At 39.0% G+C, this 25,818-nt stretch carries 21 protein-coding genes and 1 pseudogene; 4 read left to right on the plus strand and 18 right to left on the minus strand.

From position 1 onward, the window contains the following. Window position 1: 1 nt before the first annotated feature. From B4Q04_RS20085 to B4Q04_RS20110, 6 genes are read right to left on the minus strand one after another with little or no spacing between them, the layout of a single operon-like run. On the minus strand, window positions 2-472 hold the full coding sequence (locus B4Q04_RS20085; protein ID WP_088697859.1) for a type II secretion system protein J: 471 nt from the start codon (window positions 470-472) through the stop codon (window positions 2-4). Then, the gene (locus B4Q04_RS20090) at window positions 462-797 is read right to left on the minus strand and encodes a hypothetical protein (protein WP_088697860.1); all 336 of its coding nucleotides are present in this window, start codon (window positions 795-797) and stop codon (window positions 462-464) included. Before B4Q04_RS20090 ends, B4Q04_RS20085 begins: the two co-directional genes overlap by 11 nt. Further along, window positions 785-2,050: a hypothetical protein gene (locus B4Q04_RS20095; protein ID WP_088697861.1), complete on the minus strand. Its 1,266-nt coding sequence runs from the start codon at window positions 2,048-2,050 to the stop codon at window positions 785-787. The genes B4Q04_RS20090 and B4Q04_RS20095 overlap by 13 nt, the downstream gene beginning before the upstream one ends. Continuing rightward, complete coding sequence (locus B4Q04_RS20100; protein WP_123772405.1) at window positions 2,047-2,487, minus strand: hypothetical protein; 441 nt, start codon at window positions 2,485-2,487, stop codon at window positions 2,047-2,049. Before B4Q04_RS20100 ends, B4Q04_RS20095 begins: the two co-directional genes overlap by 4 nt. A 48-nt stretch (window positions 2,488-2,535) precedes the next feature. Then, window positions 2,536-2,895 carry a hypothetical protein gene (locus tag B4Q04_RS20105; RefSeq protein WP_123772406.1) on the minus strand — a complete coding sequence of 120 codons (360 nt, stop codon included), beginning with the start codon at window positions 2,893-2,895 and terminating at the stop codon, window positions 2,536-2,538. Window positions 2,896-2,924: 29 nt separating this feature from the next. Next, window positions 2,925-3,644: a hypothetical protein gene (locus B4Q04_RS20110; protein WP_123772407.1), complete on the minus strand. Its 720-nt coding sequence runs from the start codon at window positions 3,642-3,644 to the stop codon at window positions 2,925-2,927. A 171-nt stretch (window positions 3,645-3,815) separates the two neighbouring features. On the opposite strand from B4Q04_RS20110, the gene B4Q04_RS22530 reads away from it, so the two are divergent. Then, window positions 3,816-3,896, plus strand: a complete 81-nt coding sequence (locus B4Q04_RS22530) for an ATP-binding protein (protein ID WP_410543979.1) — start codon at window positions 3,816-3,818, stop codon at window positions 3,894-3,896. An 884-nt stretch (window positions 3,897-4,780) separates the two neighbouring features. Beyond that, a pseudogene (locus tag B4Q04_RS20115) lies at window positions 4,781-5,939 on the plus strand (IS3 family transposase). A gap of 187 nt (window positions 5,940-6,126) precedes the next feature. Here B4Q04_RS20115 and B4Q04_RS20120 read toward each other — a convergent pair. Beyond that, complete coding sequence (locus B4Q04_RS20120; protein WP_088697865.1) at window positions 6,127-6,450, minus strand: hypothetical protein; 324 nt, start codon at window positions 6,448-6,450, stop codon at window positions 6,127-6,129. Window positions 6,451-6,454: 4 nt separating this feature from the next. Beyond that, window positions 6,455-7,318, minus strand: coding sequence for an RHS repeat-associated core domain-containing protein (locus B4Q04_RS20125; protein ID WP_201723427.1), 864 nt, complete (start codon window positions 7,316-7,318; stop codon window positions 6,455-6,457). A gap of 46 nt (window positions 7,319-7,364) precedes the next feature. Between B4Q04_RS20125 and B4Q04_RS20130 the strand changes: the two genes are divergently transcribed. Continuing rightward, on the plus strand, window positions 7,365-7,586 hold the full coding sequence (locus B4Q04_RS20130; protein WP_088697867.1) for a hypothetical protein: 222 nt from the start codon (window positions 7,365-7,367) through the stop codon (window positions 7,584-7,586). A 672-nt stretch (window positions 7,587-8,258) separates the two neighbouring features. On the opposite strand, the gene B4Q04_RS20140 is transcribed toward B4Q04_RS20130, so the two are convergent. The 3 genes from B4Q04_RS20140 to B4Q04_RS20150 are packed head-to-tail and all read right to left on the minus strand — an operon-like array spanning window position 8,259 to window position 11,844. Next, window positions 8,259-9,245 (minus strand): tyrosine-type recombinase/integrase, encoded by a 987-nt coding sequence (locus B4Q04_RS20140; RefSeq protein WP_088697869.1) that lies wholly within the window; start codon window positions 9,243-9,245, stop codon window positions 8,259-8,261. After that, window positions 9,238-10,191 (minus strand): tyrosine-type recombinase/integrase, encoded by a 954-nt coding sequence (locus B4Q04_RS20145; protein WP_088697870.1) that lies wholly within the window; start codon window positions 10,189-10,191, stop codon window positions 9,238-9,240. Before B4Q04_RS20145 ends, B4Q04_RS20140 begins: the two co-directional genes overlap by 8 nt. Before the next feature lie 39 nt (window positions 10,192-10,230). After that, a complete protein-coding gene (locus tag B4Q04_RS20150; RefSeq protein WP_088697871.1) occupies window positions 10,231-11,844 on the minus strand; it encodes a hypothetical protein in 1,614 nt (537 codons plus the stop codon). A 143-nt stretch (window positions 11,845-11,987) separates the two neighbouring features. Here B4Q04_RS20150 and B4Q04_RS20155 point away from each other — a divergent pair, with 143 nt between their 5' ends. Beyond that, window positions 11,988-12,317, plus strand: coding sequence for a helix-turn-helix domain-containing protein (locus tag B4Q04_RS20155; RefSeq protein ID WP_088697872.1), 330 nt, complete (start codon window positions 11,988-11,990; stop codon window positions 12,315-12,317). 16 nt (window positions 12,318-12,333) lie between these two features. Here B4Q04_RS20155 and B4Q04_RS20160 read toward each other — a convergent pair whose 3' ends face one another. From B4Q04_RS20160 to B4Q04_RS20190, 7 genes are all read right to left on the minus strand, one after another. Then, window positions 12,334-12,825, minus strand: a complete 492-nt coding sequence (locus B4Q04_RS20160) for a hypothetical protein (protein ID WP_088697873.1) — start codon at window positions 12,823-12,825, stop codon at window positions 12,334-12,336. An 8-nt stretch (window positions 12,826-12,833) separates the two neighbouring features. Then, window positions 12,834-17,465: an RHS repeat-associated core domain-containing protein gene (locus tag B4Q04_RS20165; protein WP_088697874.1), complete on the minus strand. Its 4,632-nt coding sequence runs from the start codon at window positions 17,463-17,465 to the stop codon at window positions 12,834-12,836. A 71-nt stretch (window positions 17,466-17,536) separates the two neighbouring features. After that, window positions 17,537-22,876 (minus strand): hypothetical protein, encoded by a 5,340-nt coding sequence (locus B4Q04_RS20170; RefSeq protein ID WP_088697875.1) that lies wholly within the window; start codon window positions 22,874-22,876, stop codon window positions 17,537-17,539. 9 nt (window positions 22,877-22,885) lie between these two features. Beyond that, window positions 22,886-23,491 (minus strand): hypothetical protein, encoded by a 606-nt coding sequence (locus B4Q04_RS20175; protein ID WP_088697876.1) that lies wholly within the window; start codon window positions 23,489-23,491, stop codon window positions 22,886-22,888. A gap of 6 nt (window positions 23,492-23,497) precedes the next feature. Then, window positions 23,498-24,127, minus strand: a complete 630-nt coding sequence (locus B4Q04_RS20180; RefSeq protein WP_088697877.1) for a hypothetical protein — start codon at window positions 24,125-24,127, stop codon at window positions 23,498-23,500. Beyond that, window positions 24,114-24,647 (minus strand): OmpH family outer membrane protein, encoded by a 534-nt coding sequence (locus B4Q04_RS20185; RefSeq protein WP_088697878.1) that lies wholly within the window; start codon window positions 24,645-24,647, stop codon window positions 24,114-24,116. Before B4Q04_RS20185 ends, B4Q04_RS20180 begins: the two co-directional genes overlap by 14 nt. Before the next feature lie 28 nt (window positions 24,648-24,675). Then, window positions 24,676-25,686 carry a malectin domain-containing carbohydrate-binding protein gene (locus tag B4Q04_RS20190; RefSeq protein WP_088697879.1) on the minus strand — a complete coding sequence of 337 codons (1,011 nt, stop codon included), beginning with the start codon at window positions 25,684-25,686 and terminating at the stop codon, window positions 24,676-24,678. Window positions 25,687-25,818: the final 132 nt, after the last annotated feature.

Below are 25,818 nucleotides of genomic sequence, written 5' to 3' on the forward strand. Positions count from 1 at the left end.
CTTATCGATTCATATAAATTGTGGCAGAGTTTTTTTTAAATACAAATAACCGTTGTCCTCCATATTCCATTGTCGTTTTCAAACTAATGGCATCGATATCCCCACTGGATTGCTCTTCGTCTTCAAAATAAAAGGTATTATACTCGAACTTCAAATTGAAGGTATCTTTTTCCTTGATTATTTTACCTTCTTCAAATTCGTATCTGACTACACCCATTTCGTTCTCAAAAACTAGTACTTGATTTTTTTCGTTGTAACGGATATGGTCAAACCGGTGGAAATCGATCCATAGGGATTGACGCAAAAGATTTAATTCGGTGGTGTTCCCATAATTATATTGTATTCCTGCCATTTGTCTTTGAACTAGGTTAAGCACCGAAAAGGCCATTCCCACCACAATCGTGGTGATTAGTAAGACCACTATCATTTCGTTTAAGGTAAAGGCAGATATCTTCTGAAATCTATTTATCATCAATGTTAAATCGTTCTATAGTCTTATTTGAAATGGTATGTATTCCCCTATAAATTATAATGTTCGTACGCTCTTTTTTCTTTGGAACAACCGAAATCTCCCAAGCATCCAATTCTTCGTAGTAGGGCAATACTATCCTACGGTTTTGATATTGATATTCCAGTTCATGTAAACGTTCTGAAATTTTAGTGTTACTCTGCTTGATACTGCTCGCAAATAGGGAGTTCATCAGCATACTGGAAATCATGAAAATGACCACAATCAAAACCGTGGCCACCAAGGTTTCCATGAGGGTTGATGATTGTATGCGCTTCAATACAACCATTTCATCACCTTTTTAGATGGGGCGGTTTCATATAGTAAACCAGCATATCCAGGAACTAAACTAGAACCATCTATTATCCCATTGTAAATATGGTTTTGATAAATACTTCCATTCTCCATAGCGATAAAGCCATCTGTAGTAACATTACCATAAACCGAGCCTTTAAGTTCCAAGTTCTTTTCGCAATAGATTTCACCTTGCACAATTACATTTTCCCCAATTTTAATTGATGGCACATAGGATTGATCCTTTATATTTTCGAGATAAATCAAAGCTCCTTTAATCTCCGAATGAGCATCGATTGCGAGTTTTGGCTTTTGGTCTGAATTTTTTTTATTGCTTTGAGCAGGATTACGAACGACCAACGCCGTTGGATATCCTAAATTGCAGTTTTTACCAACATGGATGTTCTTGTTTGCAAAGGCTTGAAAATATCCTTGCACACTATCTTTTATTAAAATTTCGGGAGCGATTAAAAGTACATCACGCAGTTGAGCCGAAGGTTCCACGATAATTCTATCGGTAGCGGAGATTACAATATTTCCAGACAGTGCTACCATTTCCAGATGAACCGTGCCTTCACGAATGAAAATCGTAGGAGATTGAAAAGAATTGCGCAACTCCAAATTCCTTTTTAATCGAATCTCCTCCTTTACTTCTCCAAAACTGTTATTCGTAAGCTGAATAATCTGATTTAAAACAGAAGATTTTAACTTTGGCAATTCGTCTTGACTGTTCCTCTTGGTCCCGTAAAGTAATTGTTGATGGGAGTAAGAGTTTCCCGAAATATTTCCCATCCGAATGCCTTGTTGGGGTAAATACGCATCTCCCGTTATTTTTGTCTTTCCGGCCACAATTAGTGGCCGTTGTTTATCCTTTAGGTACAAGGCAGACATCTCGCTCCAATTGCCGCCAACCAAAGCGCTCTTCGAAAATTCAATACTATTCTGTTTTGAAGTAGAAGTTATTTTTTCGAAAATTCCCCAAAAATCTTTCCTTATTTCTAAGGAAATCGGACTACCTTCTTGATAGGGTATTTCAATGTTCTTTCCGACGACAAAATCGTTCGCTAGGGAATAATCAATTGCATAGTCCGCTGCTTGGATCAAATCAACGGTGAGTGCTGTTTTTTTATTAAAAAGATTCTGGGTATGGGAAATCAAAACGAACATAATAAGTAGCACCGCAATGATAGCTCCTATAAAAAGAACAAACTGTAATGCCCCTGCCCGTATTTTTTTATCCCATCTCATTCGGTCAATAATATGGTTTTGGTCACTCCTCCATATCGCACCTTAACCATTTCCTTGTTTCCTGCAGTTAACTTCACTTCATTCCGAGTATCGCTAATAGACATCATGTATTGTTGATTGTCAATGGAAACAAAAAAAATCTTATTGCCCGAAGTGCTTTCCGTGATAAAGCCAGAGTACGATATCTGTCTTTCAGGAATTTCTTTCTTTTTGGATTTTACTATTTTAGGCTTTTTCGATGCTTTTCTCTTTGGTATAGTACCTAAAAACGGATCTCTATAATCGGCAAGAATGCTAAAGGTATCCCTCTCCGTTGCAGGTTTTGGAAAGAATTTTTCCGAAGCAGTCCAAGTAGGCTTTTCTTCAACTGACGGACTGATTGTATTGACTACCTTAAAACCCAATATACCCCATACGATAAGTACGAGGGACAACAAAAGATAGGTTTTATGTTTTTTTATCACTATTGGGTAGGAATTATCTTTTTAATTGGATGACTTTACGGTAAACACGCTGGAAGAGTAGTTCGTCTCATACCCACTGTTCAAAGCTTTTACACGCCATTCGTAATCACTATCAGGCAAGTTTTGTATTATCCCTGTTCTTATAAACGTACTATCGACCCTTAGGATTGTATCAAATTCAATTTGAGCGGCATTATTAAAGTTTGGAGTGGCAATCTGCACGGAATAGGTATCCGCTTCCAAAATTTCCGTCCAAGTAAAACTCACGTTATTGTGGAGTACTGTTGTACTATCCTTAGGAGCTAAGAGTTCAATGTTTTTGTTGGAAATGTCTGGGACTTCTAGAATATCCTGGCAGGAGGAGAGAACTAAAAGAGCCAAAAAAATAATAGATATATTCAATATAGATTTCATAACTTAATATATGATTTGGTCTCACTAAGTTGATAGGCTTTACGTTCGGTGTTTTTCGGGCAGCTTTCACTACTTAATCTCAAGGCCTCTATTCTTTTCTGGCCGTAACGGTTTTCGCTCCAACAGAAGCCCAAGACCTTATAATCGAATATTTCGCTCTGGGAAAGCCTTATCTGAATTTTAATTTTATTATGGATTGCTTCCACCGTCATATGCCCATTCCAATCTTCTATCAGGAAAATAGCATCAGCTTCCATCAACAATCTTGACTGCTCTTCACTTGCTACCATTGAAACTTGATAAACTAGTCTGTAATCCTCATCTTGTTCCAGATAGGATAAAACCTCTTTGTTTTTGTCGGTGTTCAACGCTGTACGCATTCCTATTCTATCTGTAATCTCTATGGTAAGATATTTTGGCTTAATAGGAATAGAATCAATATAAGCCAGTGCAGACTTCTCGCCCATACCTTTTTTTATAGCATTGTAAGACTTGAATTTCGATTTGGTAAAAGGAACTTCCATTACCGCTAACCCAATCGGTTTTGATATTATAGGATTTCCAATTTTGTCGAAGCTGGAATGAATTATGGATTTGCTATACTTACCTATGTCTCCCAGGTAAGGTATATGCTTTTCAGGATTATTTATTTCTCGCAAAGGTGCACAGGAAACAACTAGTCCTATTAAAAATAGGAAATATATAATATGTCGCATAAGTAGATTTCTTACAAATAGAAAACGATCAGATTGTGCAAGTGTTGTATTGTTGTGAAACGAAATGAAGAATTTTCTAACGTTTTAACGAAAAATAGACGGTAAACACCTTTCAGCTATCGAAAATGTACTTGAACCAGTAGATGACCGTAACGGAATACCGTTTGGACTATTGCGGATGCAATTTTGGATAGACTGGTATACACCGCAAACAGAATCAACATCAAAGGAGAATCCACGAGAAAAAAATAATGAATAAACAGTAAATTTAATTACAAACGAATCGATTTTGAGCACTTAGTTTGCTATGCTCACTTTCATCCGGCGCACGTGTTTCTCTTTGACCGGCTTATCCACTTCATGTTGTATAAATGAATACCTAAAAAAGATTTTTTTAGCGTTTCAACGCAGACCATTTGCTCGCTTTATTGGATGCTTTCTTAAGGGATGCAAAGGCCAAAAAGGCGTACGCATAAAAAACCACAACGCTCCGTTGTGGCTATTTCAATTTATTATTACTTATTTATAACGGTACGAGCGAGACGCTCGCACTAACGGTCAATTTTGCTCGCGCCAGCAGGGGGTGACGCTCGCACTAGCGATCGGTTTTGCTCGCGCCAGCAGGGAATCACTTTGACCGGCACATCCATATTAGGCGAGTACGAAAATGCAGATTTATTTAAGGACCCTATTATGCTTAATAGACTTAAAGCTATTAATGAATTTCCTGAAAAAGACAAAGAGTGCATATTATACACTCTTTATGGTCTCTTACAAAATTTTAATACTAAAAAAGGGTTTGCTTAAAAGCAATTTATCTAATTATTCGCTAGAGGAGGTGGCTTGAAAACATATTTAAATCCTCGAATAGATATAGACAAGGATTACCTATTTCTTTTTTTTCAAATCTAAGTTTGAAAATTTCATATTTTATCTTTTTCGTGAAATACTATCACGGAAAATGTTTAAAGCATCGTTAACTTCTCTTATAGAAGCCAACACTTTATCACACGTATTTAATGTTAATTTTTCTTTTTCTGGAGTCAACACAATTATACCTATATTTTCATGGACTTACAACATTTAACCGGACAGTAATACAAGAACATATTGGCTGTTTCAGTTAAGTTTGAAAGATGTCAGAAAAAAGAGAGTACACACCAGAATTCAAACAAAAATCCGTCGAGCTAAGTAATACCACGGGCAATGCTGCGGAGGTAAGCAGAGAACTGGGGCTGAACCCTTCCGTTCTGGGCCGTTGGCGCGGGGAGGCCAGGGAATTCGGCCCGAACAGTTTTCCCGGCAAGGGGAACCTGAAACTTACCGATGAACAACAGAAGATTGCCGAGCTAAGGAAAAAGTTGAGGGACATGGAGTGATATCATAAAAAAAAGGCGATAGCCATCTTCCCTTAGGGCGACAGGAAAAATATAGGTTCCTAAAACACCATAGACCTAAATTTCCTGTTGGGAGGATGTGCAAAATGTTCAAGGTTAGCAAAAACGGGTATTACCATTGGCCGTCCAAGAGGTGGTCGCAGAATGAAGTCATAATGGCAACTATCCGTGATATTTTCAAAGATAGTTTTGGGAGTTATGGGGCACCAGGGATCAAAGAGGAGCTCTCAAAAAAGGGATATCGAGTTTCCAGACCACTGGTCACCAGGATAATGAGGGCCAATAATCTGTTTGCCAGAAGAAAGCGCGGGTTCAAGATTACAACGGACAGCGAACACAACTATCCATTGGCCCGTAATATTTTGAACCAGAACTTTACGGTCTTTAGAAAGAACCAGGCCTGGGTGTCCGATATTACTTATATAGAAACTAAACAGGGGTGGGTGTATCTGACTGTAATCATCGATCTGTTCCATAGAAAGGTCGTGGGTGGTCAATGGGCGAAACCTTAAGTACTGACGATACAATAATACCTGCTTGGAATATGGCCGTCAGATCAAATGACAGTACTAAAGAACTGATATTCCATTCCGATAGGGGTTCTCAATATGCCAGTCATGGATTTACCGATATGCTGAAAAATCACAACGGCCTTATAAAACAGAGTATGAGCAGAAAAGGTAATTGTTGGGACAATGCAGTGGCTGAATCATTTTTTAAGAGCTTAAAGGTAGAATGGGTCTATAAACATAGCTATGGCCTTAGATCGGAAGCCGAGCTATCTGTTTTTCAATGGATAGAAACTTGGTACAACAGAAGAAGGATGCACTCCACTTTGGGGTATAAAACCATAAAGGAATTTGAATTGGAAATGTATAATCAAAAAATAGCAGCATGACTCTTATCTAATTGTCCACTTTTTTGTTGCAAGTCCACATTTCGCCGCGGCACTATCCGGGTACTTTTATTATTCTGCGTGTTAGCCAAAAAGGTATGAAGTGTGCTGAAAGATTTAGATCGCACCCTTAACGAATCAAATAACTTATCTTCTTTTTATCGACAGCCTCGTAAAAGTTTCTGTGTAATCAGCCCAAAACGTTATAGGAATTATTATCTTCTTTCCTGATAAAATACCACATTCTATATTCCGTCAATTTAGATATTTCTTCATCAGTAAAGACACACTCGATATCGTACACTCTTTTAAAATCAAAATCCGCTATTATATCGGTGTAAGCTATATCCATATCCTCACAAACTTCTTGTGACGCCCCCATTTCAATATATACCTTCAGTTTCAGGTATTCCAAATCATCATCCCAATCAATAGTGATTCCTCGTACCTCCTTTGAGATTAATCCAAAAAAACCTCTGTGTGCGGACAATGTAATTCTATTCTCTAATACCATAACTTTATCTGGGTGTTGCAGGAACAAAATGAGCCCCTTTTTTGCCATAATGTAATATTGCAGTATTTGTAGGGGTTCCTACGGTTCCGGGTTGAGTTTTATGTAAGCCTATAATTTCATCGAAAACGACCCTTGTCCTAGAATCGTTTATTCTTTCAATGGACTTATAACCTTTACTATGAACGGTTTTTAAAAGTTTGTCCGCTGATTCCGTCAAAAGACTAGCGGCAGAATTCTGCTTTATAGGTGTTCTGAGCCCGTGGCCTATAACATGCCTTGCCTGTCCGGCATCATTTATTGTCGTAGGGATTTTGTTTAATAAAACTTGATCCGGTGTCTTAGAGAAAACATTAAAAAGCCCATTAAACCTGGCGGATGGCATAGTGAACTGGGCATGGCTCGAAAGGGCCTCCAACCTGCTGTCGGTATAGGTCACCGTACCGCCAATGTCATTAATCATGTTCTCGAACTGCAGTTGGTCGACCAAGGCTTGCCTTTGCCTGCCTATGCCGTCGGTGCCGTAATTGAAGGAGATGCCGTTGCCGAGTTCCCCGGATTCATCCAGTGTAGCGACGAAATACCCCCTGTCGCTGTCACCGCCGATATTTCCCTTGAAGCCGCCTCCGACCCATCCGAAGAATGCGCCAAGCCAGCTGTCGTAGCCTCCGTCGGGGTCTATCCTCGCGATAGGACTGTTGCCCATTCCCATGTAGGGACTGGCGTGCTGCCCGTAAGGATCGGTGGTGAGCCACCTACCGATGCGCGAGTCCCACAGCCTGAGCTCGAAGGCCTCCTTGCCCGTTTCGGGATCTTTCTCCTGCCCCTGGTACCCGTACCTGTAGTCGCCCACGATGTTGCGCCCCGGCATCGGCATCCCGAATGAAAACTAATCTAACAAACTTTTTTTCGGCGATATGTTTTATTTTCCTTGGCGCATCGTTTCAAAAATCTATGTAAAAGAACGTATCGCCCTTTTGGGCAAGGTAAATATAACGATTCCAGATATTCTTTATTGCTACTTTTCCTACAAATTCGATGTCCTGCATAGTAGTTCCGCACAGGGCAGGTCCAGTATTCTCGTGCCTCAAAAACCCCTGTACCTGCCCTTCTCCCTCGGCCTCGGTATTGTTACATAATTTGCATTATAATACGGGTTCGCCTTTTTAGGTTTTCATCTTCCTTTTGTCCGTAAGTTATAATGTAAACTATGTAAAATACTCCCGCTGCGCCCCAAGCTGCCAGCGCACACCTTCGTAAGCCTCGCACTTCGTAGTATTAGTTTTGGTAAGATTTTGGGGATGATGGCTTTTCCGATCGGACGGACTTCGGGGCATTTTCCCAAAGCTCGGGAATTTGTTTACAGCGGGAACGTTCCGATAAAATTGGTAAGAGGGGCTGGCGGTACTTGGACTTGCCAATTTTATCGGAATGATAGCCAAGCGGCGATTGAGCGTCCCGCAAGAGTGAGTTTTTTTTGTTACTGGTTTGGGGTTTTTCCTTGGGTTCGGGCCCAGCGTTGGAAGGGCGGCTATTTTGCATAATAGCAGTTATGGCTTACGGCTTTGGTGGTGCGCCGGCCTTGTGCGGCCGCTACCATAACTACTATTATGTAACTTAGCTTGGGGCAGGTTTTTATGCACGGCTTTTTGCGGGGGCGGCTCTTTGTAGTTGCGAGTACGCGAACAAGCTGCAATGTGCCGCTTTTGGCGTTGGCGCATAAAAACCTGCATGGGCGGTGGCGAGCGGAAGGGCAAAAAAGACAGGGGGAGGGCGAGGCACGAGCTGACTGGGTTTTTTGCCCTGGGGACTTATCCGATGGGATGGTATTTATCGATATCCTCTTGCAGATCTTCAAGGTCGTTCATCAGATATGCTTCGGTGGAACTTACATAACGATGCCCTGCAAAATATTGTGCTTCCCGTAGATTGTGGTTCTTCAACCAATGTGTAATTACCGATGCCCGTATCTGTTTGGCATTTTCAACACTTCTATTTTGCCTGTGCAACTGTTGCATGAGTTTCTGCATCACGTTCTGAAGGTTGAGACTGTTGCCCGTACTGATAAAAAATTGGTCGGTTTGCTTTTTGGTCTCTTTTAAAATGGTCTCCCTCGTTTTTAACCGGTATTCCATAATATCGAGGATTTGATGGGCTTCCAGTTTTAATGTCCGTTCGTTGCTTCTGCGGTTTGCGCCAATGAAGATTCTGCCTTCACGAAGTTTGATATCGTTAGTTTTCAGGTTCTTGATTTCATTGGTGTTCAACCCTTGATACACCAATAGGCTTACAATAATTTCATTCCGCTTTTTGGATAGGCTTTCACTTTCGAGATTTTTGTAATCGAAGTATATTTTTTCGAGTTCCCGTTTGCTCAATATGTTGTGCAGGATCCTTCGCTTGATGCCTTTTATCTGCACGTTCAGTATTGGGTTTTCCTTTACAAGACCAAGTTCTTGCAGATAGTTATAGTATTGTTTCAGGCTTGCCAAATGGGTCTGTACGGTTATCTGTTTTACATTCCTTTTTTTGCTCTGTATGTAATGGGTAATGTCATTGTAGCCTATGGCTTCTTCCGTAATATTCTCTTTTTCGAGCCATTTTCTAAAACGGTCAATATCCTTTAAATAGCGTTCGCTGCTTTTTATACTGTAGCCTTTTTGCAACAGGTATTTGATGAATTCGGGTTGGTCTTTTTCATTCTGTAACCGTTGTAGTAATTGCAGTTCTTCATTTTCGTTCACGGCCTTTCTGCGTGTACGGCTATCTTTTGTTTTTCCGAGTTGTATTTTAGCCATCTTCGTTGATCAGGTGTGTATAGACTTGTGTACTTTCGAGTGAGTTATGGCCCAAAAACCTACTGATGTTCTCCAACGGCATTCCGTTCTGTAACAAGTGGGTCGCAATGCTGTGGCGTAGTACGTGCAAACGGACATTCTTTTCCTGTAACCGCATATCATCGCTTCGCTGTTGCAATATTTTCAGGCGCAAGGCCATAGACTGTGCACCCAACTGTCCGCCCCGTTCATTGATAAAAAAGGCGCTTTCCCGTTTGTCCTTGATCAGGTTGATCCTACTATCATAAACGTAATCTTGTAGGTATTTCGAGTTGGTTCTGTTGAATGGCACTAATCGCTCTTTATTGGCCTTGCCTTTCCTGACGTGCAGTATCCGTTTATCAAAATTTACATCGTCAACTCGTAAATGATAGCCTTCGTTTCTTCTCAGTCCACAACCGTAAAATATGGTCAACATAGCGCAATCCCGTAATGCGATGGCTTCAAAAAAGTATGCTGGCTTGGTGTACTTTATATTTTTGGGATAAAGCTGTGTGGCTTTGTAAAGCTGCTGTATTTCCTCTGTGGTCAATGTCTCGATATGCTTGGTATCGTCGTTCTCCCAATCGATGTTTAAAGTAGGCAACACCATTCTACCACTTTGGCGCAGATACTCGGTAAACTTGTAGAGTGCCTGCAATTGTTTGTTCAGACTTCCGTTGCTCAATGCTCCGCCTTTTCTGTCGTTACTTCGCAATTTCAGATTATTGTAATGCTCCTTTATGATTTGATTGTCCAGTTGATTGATGTTATTAATATTGTTCTGTTCGAGGTAGTAGAACAGTTCCCGTATATGGTTTGGCAAGTTGTAGAACGTACTTTCCGCATAGCCCAGAACGTCGAGCCATTCCCTAAAACTCTTTTCTATATATTGGAATCTCTCGTTTTTTAGGATTAATTTTCTCATGGCACTTATACCTTTTTAGGGAATGTTGGAACAGTTGGTTTAACTTGCTCTTTTTGTGTCGATTGACCGTTCCGTTTTGGTTTTGGAACGCTTCGGAACAGTGGAACGTGGCGAGCCGCCACTGGCAATTATTTTCATCTTGTCCAAACAGTCATCAAGTACAGTTTGTATCTGCGTTTCCAGTTCTTGATATTCCTTTTCGTCGGTCAGTTCAAAACGGTTGGACTGACTGTCTTTGTTTTTCACTTTTCTGATAAGGTAGCTATCGCCCAACTGCTTGTGGTAACGCCATTGGGTGGTCTTGGGCAGCCGTAACTGTCTGCGGATTTCCAATGCTGTAAAGTCCTTTTTCTTTTTGGTCTGCAAATAGCTTTTTAGGTTTTCAAGATAGTTTCTGCAACTTCCTGTGAGTTCATCGCTTTTACGTAGTAAAACCTCTTTTAAAAGATTGTTGGCATTTTCAATATCTTCGAGCGTTACTTCAATGTAGATTTCCCCTGTCTGCTTGTCGGTGCTTACCGACCGCTGGTATTGATGGTAAAATGTAATCGCTTCTATAAATTGCAGATAATGGTTGTTGGTTCTTCGTGGTTTAAATACGGATCGGGGAAGATTGAGTTTATTGGCAAAAGGGTTTCTAATGGTTATCGGTTTTAAAACACGTTGTGTATTCTGTAAAAATTCCTGTATTTCCTTTTGCTCGTAGGTATTGATTTCGCCAGCAGATAATTGACGTTGATAAGCCATTATTTTTTCATCCTGTTTTGTGCTTTCATCGAGGTAGATTAAAAAACTACGGTTGGCATTATCTTCGTAAATGTGTTCTTTGGTGGTACAACCTGCAACACAAACAGGACCTTCAACCACTAAATATTTGGTCTGGGTTTCGCCTTTTGTATTCTTACTGGCTATGGTTTTTACGATACGTTTTTTGGTTTGTAATTCTCGTAATGGATAGAGTGCGTTTTCCGCTCCGTCCAGATCTTCGATAAGTATGACCTTGTTTTTAAGTTCGTGCCGTTGGAAGTAATAAAACGAGTTCTCGGATAAACTGGTCAGGCTCAGCCTGTCTTCTTCTGGAATGAGTTCGCCTACCTTTTCCTGTAAATGTGTTTTTCCTGTTCCGCTACTGCCAAGACCGATTACATGCAGCGGCTGCTGCCGTTTTCTGCTTGTGAAGATTATGTACATTAACAATCGGTTTACTTCTTCGCCGATTACTCCAGACTTTCCAATAAGTTCATTGGTTTTGGTCAGCAGATCCTTTTGTTTTAAAAAGGTTTCGGCTTCTTGGATTTCTCCCAGATTGAGTTTCTTAAATTTTGGTTTTAGGTTTTCCTCTTTTGCTTTGATTTCTTGAAGTCTGTATTTTTCCAGTTCTTCCGTAAGTTCTGATAGGGAAGCTGATATAATTGATGTTCCTATCTCAAAGCGTTCCGCACATTTTCTGATGAACTTTTCCAGTTGGGTATCGTTGTACAGATCTAGGTTGTGCCTTACTGGTGGTCTGCTACTTTCCTGTAACTGTACTTTTAAGGTGCTTCGCATCCTGTCCAGACCTTCCAGTTTTATACCGCCCAAGACCGTTAATTGTAGCAGATCGTTCTCGTAGATCAGCTGGTCTGTGCTGTCGGTTTGAAGTTTTATGGCCATTGTTGATAAATCTTTAAATGATAAACATCTATGGCAAATGTGTGATAATTATGACATTGAAACAACAAACACATGCATCTTATGATAAAATCTTATGGCTATATTTGTAAAGAATAGCAATTAACGCTATTCTTTTGATAGATATGTTGAACATCGGGAGCAAGATAATGGATCTGCGCAAGGCAAAAAGCTGGTCGCAGGAAGAACTGGCCAAGAAGATAGGCTCATCAAGGGTCATGATAGGCAACTACGAGCGCAACGAGAACACGCCCTCGGTAGATATTCTATTGAAGATCGCCAATGTGTTCGATGTCTCGGTGGACTACTTGATAGGCGAAGGGCAACTATCTACTTATGATAAGGATGTTCTGAAACGTATCAATGATATCGAGCATCTGCCCGAAGAGGACAAGCAACATATCTTCTACCTTATCGACAACCTTGTGAAGGCCGCTAAGTTGAAGGCTATATAACCGATTTTCAGATTTTTTAAATCAATACATCCTCCAAATAAGATAAAACATAGTCTTTTTTGTAGCTGTCTTTTTCCTGTAACAATACTTGCTTCAACTCTTTGAGTTCTCTTTCTATTATCGTTTCACATTGAACTTTTAAATAAAAATAGGGCAGAAGAAATCTATGGCCATAAATCAGGTTCAACATTTCATCTTTGTATTTGCAATTGGAATAGCTATTTTGTTCCTCTATGTACATTTGCCAAAAAAGCAACTCTTTATTATTGGGGTACGTCTTCGAGGCCTCGCTAAATAATCTATCGACTTTAGAAGGAAAATCAGATATTTCTTCACTAGAGAATATGTCATTGGTAATGCAGTATGATTCTAGACCATAATCGAACGATATATTCCAGTAGAGAAGGATTAGATTTAAATAATCTTCGATAGAAGAATCCTCATTATGGCTTATTCTATTTTCATATTGCCCTACAAGGCTCTCTATATTATAATCTTTTAGATTCATCTCTAATTTTATCTTGGTATCGCATTTACACCTGCATTAGTTATCTTACCGCCAATCGCTTCGACCCAAACTTGTTTTCTGCCATTAAAAGTTTTGTGATATGTTTCCACTCTAGCCTTTACTTTCGCAGCATTGGTAGTTTGTGTTAGATTTTTCGGATTCACAACATTGTTAAATAGTCTCAAATATCTTTCTTGTGATCCAATTGTTTGTGGATTGACATGACCGGGGGCAGTTCTGAAAATATGCTTTAGAGCGCCCGGATTTTTAAGATATTGCAGTCCTTTTAATATACCACCACCCGAAGATGCATAGCCCAAAGCTCCAGAGCCTCCCTGAATAGCGTACCCGCCGGACACAATGTAACCATCAGGGTCAATCCACCAATTTATTTCTCCAACCTGAACACGTCTCGTATCATTAACCGCAACATTGGACTCCAGTTCAGCCATGAATTTTGATATACCGGACAACTCCCCTATTGCAGGGCCTACGAAGTCGCCTATATCTCTAGCCATATTGGGCGTTCCGGTCACACCATCTAGTGCTAAATTTCCTCCTGTATCTATCCAATTGGCACCATCAAAGGTAAGTGGATTATCATAATCCGGATGGTTATAAGTATCCCCTTCATTGGCATTATCGGGACATGTGGTGCATCCACCATCAGGGTCTGTTACGTTCGCCCAATTATTTCCCATCGCCATGTACGGAGAGTTGAACTCGCCGTAAGGGTCGGGGCTTATCCAGCGCATTATCCTCGAATCGTACATCCGAAGCTGGAAAGCATTTAAGCCTGTTTCATCATCTTTTTCGGAGTACTGCCCCTGATATCCGTAACGATAATCCCCCACGATGTTGCGCCCTGGCATTTGCATCCCGCCAGGATAATAATCTGTCTTGGCCAACAACCCAATAGGTGTTCCATTACCTGACCTACCCACTACTGCCCTAACATTTCCTAAATGATCTGTTAGTTCATAAAAGCTACTATTATCCTGCGGTTTGTACACACCAATGCGTCCCAACCCGTAGACAGGTTGCTCTAACAAAATGTTATCCTCATGGATGGCCATCACTTGACCACCTATATCGCGTACGTAGTACGATGTCTTTTGAAGCACCCCGCTGCTGTAAACCTCCTTTTTGACCCGATGATTACGATCATTGTAAAAGAACTTAACTAATGGCTGCCCATCTTTTTGAACTTCCCTTACGAGGCCACTAGCGTTATAAAAGTAATCAATTTTTTCAGAATCTTCGTATACAAGCTGGCCAATGGCATTATAAACATAATTACCTGAATTTTGATTGTCAATATCGTTGCTTCCGCCGTTACCTTCTGAATCCGTAACATGATCAAGTTGGTTGGTACCTGCTTTATAGACATAGGATAAATCGTCCATACCATTATTACCAGGGGCCCCATCTTTATTTCGCTTTAAGGAAAGGATGTTTCCGTTAGAATCATAATTGATATTGCTAACATCATAGTCACTATTTGACAAATTGTTGAACCCATCATTTGGGATTACACGTGCCGTATAATCACTACCTTCATGAGCATGAAAACCCGGGTTTAACGTAATGTTTTCAGAATATTCCCTAAGAGTTGTTGTACCGTTAGCATAAACCGCCGTATCAGTATAAGACGGTGGCAATGCACCAGAACCAGACTCTTCCGAATATTCTCCGTAATCCGCACCTGTTAACCAGTTGTTCCTATTGTATTCATAAGAATAAGCTTGAGATGTTTGGCTAGGCTGATCACTATTCCATCTTACCCCCTTAATATTACCATTGTATTGGTTGGCACCGTACATAGGTGTTTCAATACCCGGTACATCTCTCCAAAAGTCCGTATTGTGATAATCTAGTTGCATTCCAAAAATATCCGCTATACCATCTGGATCGTAGGACGCATTCAAACTTGGGTGGTTAATAGCTTTTAATTGTCCGTTTAAATTATAAATATAATCAATACCCTGCAAAGGGACTCCTTGTGTATTGGGGGCCAATTCAATTCGTTTTACAGATCCTGTTTCGTAATACTCATATATTGCCTGTTTGGTAAAATTTTGTCCATCACTTGATGTCTCTACCATTTCTAAACGATCAATTCCATCATATGTATATCTATGAATAAATTGATCTTGTTTATCCTTTTGATATAATACCTCTTCCACAAGACCGGAAATGGGATGGTATTGATAATTAATAGTCTTTACCCCAAGCCCATCTATATACTGAACCAACCATTCTACCCTTCCGTAAACATCATAACTGTAATAGGTAGATGAATATGTACTCTCCGTTTTGCTCACATTGCCGTTAATAAACCGTTGCCCGCCTAAAGTTTCAATGATTGTACAAATGTCCGTGGTACATTGGGAAGTATCCAATACGGTATCATATTCTGTTACAAGGTCATCCTCATGATTAGTTGTGGTTGGAAGTGCTTCGTCGGCATTTAAAGTACTAAAGTTAGCTCCTGATAAAATTCCACTTTTTATAGGCCTACCCAATTCATCATAATTCGTATAGGAAACTTCATTTATGGCCTCCTGAATACTGTTCTGTGAAAATCGTATTTGACCATCAGCGCGATATTTGAACCAAGATTCGCCCTCATCCGGGCTTTTGGAATAGACCAATTGTCCTAAAGTGTTATAATCATAAATTGTCTCAAGCTCCCTTCCTAAAGGTTGTGTACTCTTGACCAACCTGTTCGCTTCATCGTAATAGTTCAATGTATAATCATAATAGTTTTCTTTGTAGGTAACAGTGACCCCTCCCGAATAATTATCAGGGTCGTTGACCGCTACCCGATAGAACCCATTTGAAGCTAAAGGCGAATCATTGGAAATACCTTCAGTAATCAAGTTGTAAACACGGTAAGTGACGCCACCTGGTAAATTTACGGTAAAACCCATATTATCTCCTTGTGGGACATGGATGTCTACGTAGCCTTGCTCGCCTATAGAAACGGTCATAGTACGACTTTGAGAACCTCCGCTACGAGCTGTAGCCAAAACTTTTCCGTCCGTATCTGTAAAAACAACATTTTCATTTCCATGTACATCACGCGAAACAGTCTTTAAAACCTGAATTGAATTATATTTTTGGTCATCGAAAGCCAGTGATTGTGAAAGTTCTTGTGAAGCTTGAACAGTAAAGGTATAAGATTTCAGAAAAGCATCACTATACCAAAAAATCTCATCATCACCATTAGAATCAATCCTATTACCTCCTACTGAGGTTAAAATTTTACCTGGAATTAAAGTACTATAAACATTTCTTGAAAACGGATGCTCGGTAATATCTTGTAAATTTTCCCGATAATTATTATTACTATAATACCAGCCTAGTGTATTTATTATACCACCAATATTTGGAGGATTGGAAGGGTTGATTTCTAAATCGTCGAGTGTTAGAACAGAACCATCATCATTTCTGATAAACCCCTCCTTATATTGAAATATGGATCCATTCGAAATTGGTGCTGACAAGCTGGATAGAGCGGGTCTACCAAAATAATCATACATTAATTCGGAAGCCCATATAGAATTATACTCTCTATTCCAACTTTGGGTCTGTTGAATTTTTCCTATTTCATTAAAATACAACTTGGATGACGTTTTTGAAATCTCGCTTATATCATAAGTAGTTGTTGTAATTGTGTTCCTATTTTCTTTGTAAGGGTCTGGCTGGACATATAAGTACATATCTTTCCGAACCAGAGTTAATCCTGTGACGATATCGCTAGTTACTTCACATGTATAATATCCTGAATCATATTCGTGGGAGTTTGAAATTGTTAATGTTGGACTGTCCGTATGTCCACTTATTTCAATTCCATCTTTGAACCATTTATAATGGTTCTGTGAACCACTAACAGTAGTAGTCAAAGTAATACTTTCAGGACTTTGAACGGTACGCCAAGAAACACCATCTATCTTAGATTGAGGGGTATAGCCAAAAACATTTAAGCCCGAGTATATCCCATATTGATTTTCAAAATCTCCAAAATGCAATTTGTTCCCATAAATTAGTAAAGACCATAAATCATTTAAATTGGAGAGATTGGGCATAATTCCAGATATTTGATTATCATGAAGATGTAGTTCTCTCAAATTTGTAAGATTGTTCAACCCCAAAGGAAAGGTAGTCAACCTATTTTTTGATAAAAAAAGCTCTCTTAAACCTATTAGATTGCCTATTGAAGATGGTATTGAGTTTAACAAATTATCAGAAAGCTCAAGATACCTTAAATTTACAAGTGATCCGATACTAGTAGGCAAGCTAGAAATATTATTTCCAGACAAGTACAAATGATCTAAATAAGATAATGAACCCATGCTATGAGGAATGGCTCCAGAAAGATTATTATCATCAAGATAAAGCCCCGTTAAATGCCCCCCATTATATTCAAGACCATACCAACCGACAACACTGTTTTGCGTAAAGTCCCAATCGTTATTGGGGTCGTTATCATTTTCGCTTAACCAATTAGGGCCGTTCGTGGCATTATACAAATCTTGGAGGGCATTCCTTTCTGTGGTAGTAATTTGAATTTGGCCTTGAACCGAAATCAAACCAAATAAAAACCCCAGTAGAATAATGTTTAATTTAGATTTCATAGATTGTTATTTTTACAGGTCATTGTAAATTCGATTTACGTTCTTAAGAAAAACAGGTGAGATTTATAGCTCTATGGCTCGGTTTCTTCTTCATAACTGTAATCATGCTTACTTACTCTCTTAAAGCCACCTGTTCCTGCCCCATTAAAATCTTCGACTTCTTTATAAGTCTTCCATAGTCGTCCCGCATCATCATATTCATATTGTGTACCTAGATTATTCGCGCCAAGAACATAGGTGAGTTCATCCCATTCATTATAGACATATGAAGTCATGGAAGAAGATACGGGGTGTAATCTGAAGTCGTCTACATAGGCCGTACCACTTTCGTTTATGATACTTACTTCTTTTTGTCCATCAACTTGAAAATAGTAATTTAACTGAATCCAATCTCCGGCTCTGACCGTCTCATTAGTGCTAAACTCTATATACGGAGTTGAAGACCCTACCTTCACCTTTATGTTTTCGTGTAATCCAAATTTCGCCCACAAAGAAATCTTATAACGGTCACTTTTGCCTTCTTTCACAGTTACATTGAACGCAGTTTGACCAGTTCCAATTCTAAGAGATTTTTTACCGGTATGAATGTTATTACTACTCGTTTCTTCAACGGCATCACCGATACCCACATGACCTCCAAAGGTGCCTTTATCGGAATCCCAATCCTCTGCTCCAGAATAGAAAATTTCACTATAGGAAGCATTACCTACGGCATACACCTTTTTATTATCATCACCCATTTTCGTAGAAAGGTAGTTTGCATTGATATCTATCATTTCTAAAGGCGACGACCAATGGTTGTAGCGAGTTGTTTCCGAAATTTTCTGCCATTGGGTATTGGATTGTGTTACACCATATCCCCAGTCGAAATTATCCTCAGTGACCAGTGCTCCAAAGCTTCCATCATTCGCTACATTGTCTTTCCACAAAAATGTTTGGTATTTACGCCAAATGTTATCGGATTCCACTAAACTTGAATTATCATAAAGTGTGTTTTGGCTCCATGTATTTATAGACGCTGCAGTGGTTCTCCAGTTATTGTTAAGAAAAACATCGGTAGTGGTCATTGCTTTTTGGGTCAGCATATGTTGATTCCTGATATTATCTACTTTACTTCCCATTTTCTCATATTGGGTATAGGCAGGGAGGTGTGTTTTTCTGTACCTAGTACCATTTGCTTTTGTCATTTCTGTGGTTCTAAAGATTCCCGTCTGCGGATCTGCATTACTATATTTTTCAGAAGTGGTAAAGCCGCCGGTGGTAGTCCGTACTTCGGTAAGTACACTATTGAAATCCTCTTTTGAGGATATTGATATAAGTCTATTCTTCAACTGGGGACTTTCATCGTTTCCGTTTGTGGAATAAACGGATTTCATACTGTTAAAAGATTCACGAACGGCACCCCTACCGGAGATGGCCTTTGCCTCTTCACCGCTTTTATAGAATTTTTGAGTTTTCGACATCAAATGATTTTCCCTATTGAACGTTTCGATAGACCTGAACTGGCCTACCAAAGATGTATTCACTTTTAGATTAATATATTTTGCATAGGTTTTATCCGATGAATTAAAGTAATCCCCATCACCAGGATCAATAACCTCTGATTCGAATATGGTTATGTCCTCTTCTTCAACTTCTCCAGTAATAGGATTAATTTTCTCAGATTTATAACTCAATTCAATATTTGGATCGAACAGATCAAATACTGGGTCAAGGGTATGAAATCGATATCTAGTATAACCTAATTCATTACCATTCGTAGTTTCTGGAACCATTGTTACGTATTCGTACATTACTCCGGGACTCGGTAGCTCCGATTGGTATGGGATGAACTTAATCCCATTTTCAGGTGCAAAAGATGTTATGCCCGATGACACATAGTTTAAATCGTTCTTATCTCTTGAGGTACCAGGTTTATTGTAGTAGTAATTTGTTTTATACTCTCTACCATTATCATCAGAAACCGTAATACTCCTTGCCCTGAGACCTCCTCCTTTAAGATTTTTTGGAATTTTGTTAGCTAATAACTTATAGGACATCGTATGAGTGGTTTTGCCCCCACTTTCCTTAATACACTCCCCTCTAAGAGAATTCTTATACCTGGGAGATCCAATGTTATCTTTTTTTCCAAAGTATGTAAGTCCTGAATTAGGTGAGCTAATTGGTGAAGCGTTTACATCTCCATGCAAAAAGAATTGCCAACCAATATTATGATTAATTTGATATGACAATACGAGTGTATTATCTGACAAAATATCTTCAACAATTACATCGGAAAAATGCTTTCCGTTTTGGGCCCATTTATCATAATCCTCTGAAACACTTTTATTGCTACCTGGCAAACTTAATGACGCCCTATCATCTCCCCCTCCCCACTGTTTATCCTCAACCTTACATATCCATAAATCCATATAAACCCGATCACCAATCTCAAAATAATCACTGAAATTAACTAGTCGTTCTTGGTTTAACCCATTTAGGTTCTTTACAAATACAGTGACGTCACACGGACCAATAAAATTCTCGCCTTCATACCCGCAGTTTTGATACCTTTCATATTGCACAGCAAACTGTAAATCTTCTTGAAATAATTTTCTTGAAAAGGCTTCCGACTCATAGTCATCCTCTTCATACGCAAGTTTAATCTTTCCGCCGGTGGGAGTTGTAATTTCAGATAAACTCCAATTATCCGGACCGTATTTTTGGTAATCCGAAGAATTATAATATTCTGCCACTTGCTTTTCATCTATATAGCCCCAACCGTCTTTTGCCTGTCCAGTAAGATAATCTGTAGAACTCGATTTATTGAACCGTAAATTTACTGGGTATTCCATTTCATTTTTATAGGTAAACTTATAAGGAGGCATATAACTAAAATTCTTCTTGCCCCTAAAGTTCACCTCCGTTAAGGTCAGTTTGCCCCCACCTTCATTGATGTACGAACAAGTCAGAGAACTCGGGGTATTCGCTGCCAAATCATAGGTATATTTCATATCTATGACCCTAAGAGCTTTTGAGTAGTCAAAATTTATAAAATCCGTTACGTCATAAACATTTTTTTCTTGGTGTAAAGCATACCTATGGTCAGGTCCATAAGCCCTAGCAAATCCTCCAAACTGATGAAACCTTGGGTTCCAGGCATCAGTATCATCATCATAACCGGGAAGACAATTGCCATTGTTCAATACTAAATTTGGATTAATATTTTTACTGCTAATCGAATCCTTATTTTGTACGACTACTATTTTATCTAGCATTAATTGATACTCCCTTTTGTAATGAATGTCTTCTTTAACCCATTCGGTAGATGGTCCTGAATTGGTATCATTGTCAACGGAAATTGCTCCATCAAAAATATATCTATACTCTTCGTTATTGGCATCATCATAATCATTAATACCGTAGGCTCCAGAGCTATCATATCTAATGTCTTTCACAAAATATGCCGTATGTGACCTGTTCACGATTTTGTCCAAATAATACAATTGTTTTCTTCCATATTGATAATTCCCAAAATCTTTTTCCTCAATTTCTCCTACTAAGTTTGTATTGTATTTTTTCCCCTTATATGGGGAACGCCAGACAAACCCATCCGACCATTTCCCATAATCCATACGCACCCAATAACCATAATCCTCTTCATCTGCTTGACTATTATTGTTTCTATCTACATAATCAGGACCGGTTATAGCAGTCAACAACCAATGCGTAGCATAGGGGGAATACTGTCTTTTTTCATTTACGTTCTTTTCGGTATTATCTTTAATAAGATTTCGCTCTACCCTTTCATAATGATATACCGGCAGAGAATAATGATAGATTTTCCCATCAGGTGCCGTTATTCTATAGGCACCAATACCATCGGCAGGCCAATTAGCATAATCTGCATTGTCCGGTTTCAGTGTTCTTAACAAATGGTCGTTGGCCAATTGGTCATTCGTAAATACTTCTACGAAGTTTCCTGAACGTTGCCTTGTATTATTTGTAGTTGTGGACGTTATATAGTTTTCAAAACTTCCTGATGAGTTGCTAGACAAACCTGTGTTTGGAATACTAATGTTCTCGGTAAACTGCCCATTGAAATAAAATTCAATATCTGAGCTATTATTATAAATGGAAGTACCAAAGGTTTTAGATTCCGAACCTTCATCTACATGGTGATAATAAACACGCATGTTGCGGTTAGAATCATCGGTATCAGGTCCTGCGTACCCAAGGCCGAACAGCGTTGAATTTTGAAATATTTTTGGCTGTATTAAACCTGACATGCCACTGGCGTTCACCGAATAAGAATCGTAGCTAGCAAAAGAAAAATTCACCTTTTCTCTTTCTTGCGCATAATCCTCAATAAATTCTTCTTCCGTTTGTGGTATAGCTTCCTCATATAAATCAGAATATCTATATCTATGCTGTAAATCATTAAAACTGTCCTGCTGCATATCCGAATCCATAGTAGGTTGAAATGCATTCTTTGCATAAAGTCCTCCATAACCTAATTTTGGATAACCTTTATTTAACTTATAATTGACTTTTCTATAACCAAATGATAAGTTGAAAATCCAAATTTGAACTGGTACAAAAAAGCCTTTACTACTTATGTCATAATCTCCCGAAGAATAATTCGCAAGAGATAACCCACCTCCAGCACCAGCTAATCCTTTGTTGCCAGAAGATCTATTTCCATATCCTCCTGAAAAAGAAAAAGATCCTCCAGAACCAGAAAGGCTATAACCAAGACTAGCTCTCGCACCACTACTATGTCCTGCTCCTAAACCAAAGCCAAAGGAAGCACCACCCCCATTAACATTTCCTGATACACCAATGGATAGAGATCCTCCAAAGTTTCCTCCCCCAACATTTAACCCTACCCCAGCACTGTATGCACCGTCAGTGGCTATACTCGCATTAACCCCCATAAAACCAGCATATACTGAGCCTGAAAGGCTTTTGTTAGAACCCCAAGACACTCCAACACCAACTTCAGCAGCTTGTGAAATCCCAACCCCCACATTGATATTATAGAACTCCTCATTATCTTCATAAGATATAAAGTCTAGTGATTCTCCTCCATTCCAATCATCTGGTGTACCACTAACACTTCTACTGATTGCTCCCGCATTTACATTCCAACCCAATCCGGCCCAACTTGATTCCATATCCAACGGAATACCAGCATGATAAGATAATGAAAGAGGAAATCCATCCATATTAATTAACGGAAGTACATAACTAACATCACCGCTCACTAAATTCACCATATCAGTAGCATCTACTGGTTCAAACGATGCCGCCTCTGGTGCATTTGGCCCGTTATTGGATGCGAAAATATAGTTCGTGGGCAACATACTTGGCAGAAATATCAAGGTCAAGAATATGGCGACTATTTTGTGCGATAGTTTGGTCTTGTTCATATTATCTTATTATTTGCACTTGTTATTATAAAATATGACGATTTCTTTTATATCTTTTTTTCTAAATTCCGTGTTCTTTATTTTTTCTACTAAAAGATTACAGTTTTTAAAAAAATCCGATGCTGCTTTCTTAAAGTTTTTTGTGAATAATTGATTTGACCCTAAATGGGTTAATCCATTTTCATCTTGAGTTTCTAAGTAGAGGTTTTTAATTTCGTAGAAATTTCCGCCGATATAACCTCCGGACCCTAGATTACCTCCTGTATACATTGGCCTATAACCTCTATCTACCATACTATACAAAGTCACTTTTCCTGTAACTACTTCTTGAAGAACCATGGATTTTTTTTTGTTCGGAACTTCCCTATAAACATAAATAGACGGTTCTTTAGTGTCATAGATGAAAACTCTTTCTAATTTCGAAAAATGATATTTGGTAGTTCTCTCTTTTTCGTTACTTCGGAATTTAAGTGACTGAGAACCTGACAACTTGGCACATCCATCTTTCTTTGTTCCGTCTTTGAAAATCAATGTGGCTTTCGTTTTCTGTGCATTGAGTACAGAAAAGAAAAGAAGACATACTATAAATGATATTGTACGCAATTTTAATTTCATCTTTTATTAAAAATTAATCCTTGGCTCGTTTACCAATGGTTTGGTAGCCACTTTAAACCCTACCTCACCTGTAGAGAAACCTATATCCTCTATTGTAAAGTAAAAAAAAGCCCCACTGTCCAATACTTCTTTCCTAGGGTAAACAAATAAAATATTTGTAGCTCCTCCCATACCATACATTCTTGGATAGATATAATCTAAGAGTTCTATTGTGTCCTTTGAGCGAGTGAATAGATGAGCCTTATTGCCCATTCCAAAGGCCAATTGATTTACCATTGCACCAAAATCATTTCTGCTATTATTTACACTACTAAGGATTTCTTGTTTATTTTTTGATAAAGTGACATTGAAGTAAATTTGGTCTTGATACTTTGCCCTTAGGCTATCAATCAATTTTTCCGATAAATTATCGGAAAGTTGTTGACTTACTAACATGTCCGTTGGTCGATACGTGATTGAAAAGTCAATACCATTAATCGACTTTTCCTTAGTATATCCGTTTTCAGGATTGTTAACATAAGCCATAAGTTTCGCTCTGTTTTCAAATGCTTTTTGAGAACATGAGCCGAAAAAAATCAGAACTCCACACCACAAAGCTGTTTTATTCAAAATTCTGAAGAAACTATTTTCCAGCATACTGCGAGTTTAATTCAGTTAAAACCTCTTCCGTCAAATCGGAAGCATCTTCTGCATACATAATATTACCGTTACCTCCAGCACCAAAAATGATAGGATAACCGTGGCTCTTCCCATACTCTTTTACAAACCCGTTGATGTCATTAACAACTGTTTGGGTCATTTTTTGGTCTTCCTCTTGTATCTGTTTTTGAATTGCTTGTTGGTAATTATTTAGTTGTTGCTGTTTATTGGCAAGCAATTCCTTTTTAAGCTCGAGCTCTTTTTTCGACATGTTAGAACGCTCTTTTTCATATTTTTTTAGTTCAGTTTGCCAATTGGTCACCAAACTGTCAACATTTGCTTTTAATACATTAGTTTTTTTTGTAAATGCTTCACGTTCGACCTCTGTTCGTGAATAACCTTCTATAAGTTTGTTAACGTCAACATAAACTTGCTCATTCGATGATTCGAAATAGAAAAAAGAAGCTATGCTAGTAAGCATTGCAATGATTGCGATTGGTAAGGATAATTTATACATGTGTAAAATTGGGTTTTGATAGGTTAGTTCAATCTTGGTTTTCCAGATTTTCTATTCTGGACTCCAATTGGTTTTGATTTTCGCTTTGTTTGATAATATATAAGGTGAGTTCTTCAATTTTTTCCAACAGAAGCCGGTTCATTTCCCCTACTTCAAGACCATTGGATTCTATCTCTTTTGCAGATGGGATATTGGGTAAGTGCCCCTTTTCCTCAATATGTCTTTTGACCTCTTCTAAAGTAGGTAGAGTATACTCTTTTTGAAATACATAGTCAGGCCAATTGTCCGCGTCAACACGAACTTCACGTGCCCTGACCGGACCGTCCACGGCAAGCTTGTATCCCGTTATCGCACTAGTGCCGATGCCCACATTGCCCTGGGTGTATGATAAGTTTGAACCTGATTTTGACCATTGACCACCAGGACCTCCGTTCCCGGAGGAATTATCGACGCCAACAATCGCTATAGCACTGATTATGGGGTCATTACTGACCGCTTCAAACAACAACGTGATATCCTCGGTATCACTGGTCGTCGTAACCCTTCCGTTCCATTCATAGACTTTATTGGCACCCGTACTAACCGTACTAGGGTCGTTAGGGTCATCCGACGCAGCGGTCATTATATTCAGATTGTCCAACTCCAGAACACCATTTACCGAAACATCAAAAACCCTTTCATAGTAATTGGTGTTGTTCACCCCGTGATGGGGTTCCGCAAAATAAATTGTAATATCATAAGTACCAGCATCTACGTCAAAATTGTACATTAAAGACGGGTCATCAGTTAAGCGCATACTTTTAAAAGGTTCTCCCAAGGTAAACGAGCCCGTACCGTTATGTGTTCTTCCCCCGTTGCGCGTAAATCCCGTTGATACGCCTTCCGCGATAAACTCATCCGCACCAATTGTTGCGGGACCACCTGAAACCTCCGTACTTAGACCGCAATTAATTCGTTTAACGTAATCTGTTTGGGCAAATGCTTGAAGGGAGCATATTAGTACCGTCAAAAAGGGTAAGGTAGTTTTGGAAAGGTTCATTATTTATTATTTTTAGGTTTGAGTTTAATTAAAGTGATCATTAAAACTTATAATTTCTAAAAACCTTTTTAGCCTATTCCAGATTCCGGATAGGAAAGATTTATATTTCCAAATAACTCTTCTTTATTTTTT

Source organism: Zobellia sp. OII3 (genome assembly GCF_002211465.1).
Taxonomy (GTDB): domain Bacteria; phylum Bacteroidota; class Bacteroidia; order Flavobacteriales; family Flavobacteriaceae; genus Zobellia; species Zobellia galactanivorans.

What these genes read in the sequence shown, in the direction of transcription:
- B4Q04_RS20085 (WP_088697859.1), bottom strand. Translation starts at nt 472, where the DNA reads ATGATAAATAGATTTCAGAAGATATCTGCCTTTACCTTAAACGAAATG.
- B4Q04_RS20090 (WP_088697860.1), bottom strand. Translation starts at nt 797, where the DNA reads ATGGTTGTATTGAAGCGCATACAATCATCAACCCTCATGGAAACCTTG.
- B4Q04_RS20095 (WP_088697861.1), bottom strand. Translation starts at nt 2,050, where the DNA reads ATGAGATGGGATAAAAAAATACGGGCAGGGGCATTACAGTTTGTTCTT.
- B4Q04_RS20110 (WP_123772407.1), bottom strand. Translation starts at nt 3,644, where the DNA reads ATGCGACATATTATATATTTCCTATTTTTAATAGGACTAGTTGTTTCC.
- B4Q04_RS20120 (WP_088697865.1), bottom strand. Translation starts at nt 6,450, where the DNA reads ATGGTATTAGAGAATAGAATTACATTGTCCGCACACAGAGGTTTTTTT.
- B4Q04_RS20125 (WP_201723427.1), bottom strand. Translation starts at nt 7,318, where the DNA reads ATGCCGGGGCGCAACATCGTGGGCGACTACAGGTACGGGTACCAGGGG.
- B4Q04_RS20130 (WP_088697867.1), top strand. Translation starts at nt 7,365, where the DNA reads ATGTTTTATTTTCCTTGGCGCATCGTTTCAAAAATCTATGTAAAAGAA.
- B4Q04_RS20140 (WP_088697869.1), bottom strand. Translation starts at nt 9,245, where the DNA reads ATGGCTAAAATACAACTCGGAAAAACAAAAGATAGCCGTACACGCAGA.
- B4Q04_RS20145 (WP_088697870.1), bottom strand. Translation starts at nt 10,191, where the DNA reads ATGAGAAAATTAATCCTAAAAAACGAGAGATTCCAATATATAGAAAAG.
- B4Q04_RS20150 (WP_088697871.1), bottom strand. Translation starts at nt 11,844, where the DNA reads ATGGCCATAAAACTTCAAACCGACAGCACAGACCAGCTGATCTACGAG.
- B4Q04_RS20155 (WP_088697872.1), top strand. Translation starts at nt 11,988, where the DNA reads ATGTTGAACATCGGGAGCAAGATAATGGATCTGCGCAAGGCAAAAAGC.
- B4Q04_RS20160 (WP_088697873.1), bottom strand. Translation starts at nt 12,825, where the DNA reads ATGAATCTAAAAGATTATAATATAGAGAGCCTTGTAGGGCAATATGAA.
- B4Q04_RS20165 (WP_088697874.1), bottom strand. Translation starts at nt 17,465, where the DNA reads ATGAAATCTAAATTAAACATTATTCTACTGGGGTTTTTATTTGGTTTG.
- B4Q04_RS20170 (WP_088697875.1), bottom strand. Translation starts at nt 22,876, where the DNA reads ATGAACAAGACCAAACTATCGCACAAAATAGTCGCCATATTCTTGACC.
- B4Q04_RS20175 (WP_088697876.1), bottom strand. Translation starts at nt 23,491, where the DNA reads ATGAAATTAAAATTGCGTACAATATCATTTATAGTATGTCTTCTTTTC.
- B4Q04_RS20180 (WP_088697877.1), bottom strand. Translation starts at nt 24,127, where the DNA reads ATGCTGGAAAATAGTTTCTTCAGAATTTTGAATAAAACAGCTTTGTGG.
- B4Q04_RS20185 (WP_088697878.1), bottom strand. Translation starts at nt 24,647, where the DNA reads ATGTATAAATTATCCTTACCAATCGCAATCATTGCAATGCTTACTAGC.
- B4Q04_RS20190 (WP_088697879.1), bottom strand. Translation starts at nt 25,686, where the DNA reads ATGAACCTTTCCAAAACTACCTTACCCTTTTTGACGGTACTAATATGC.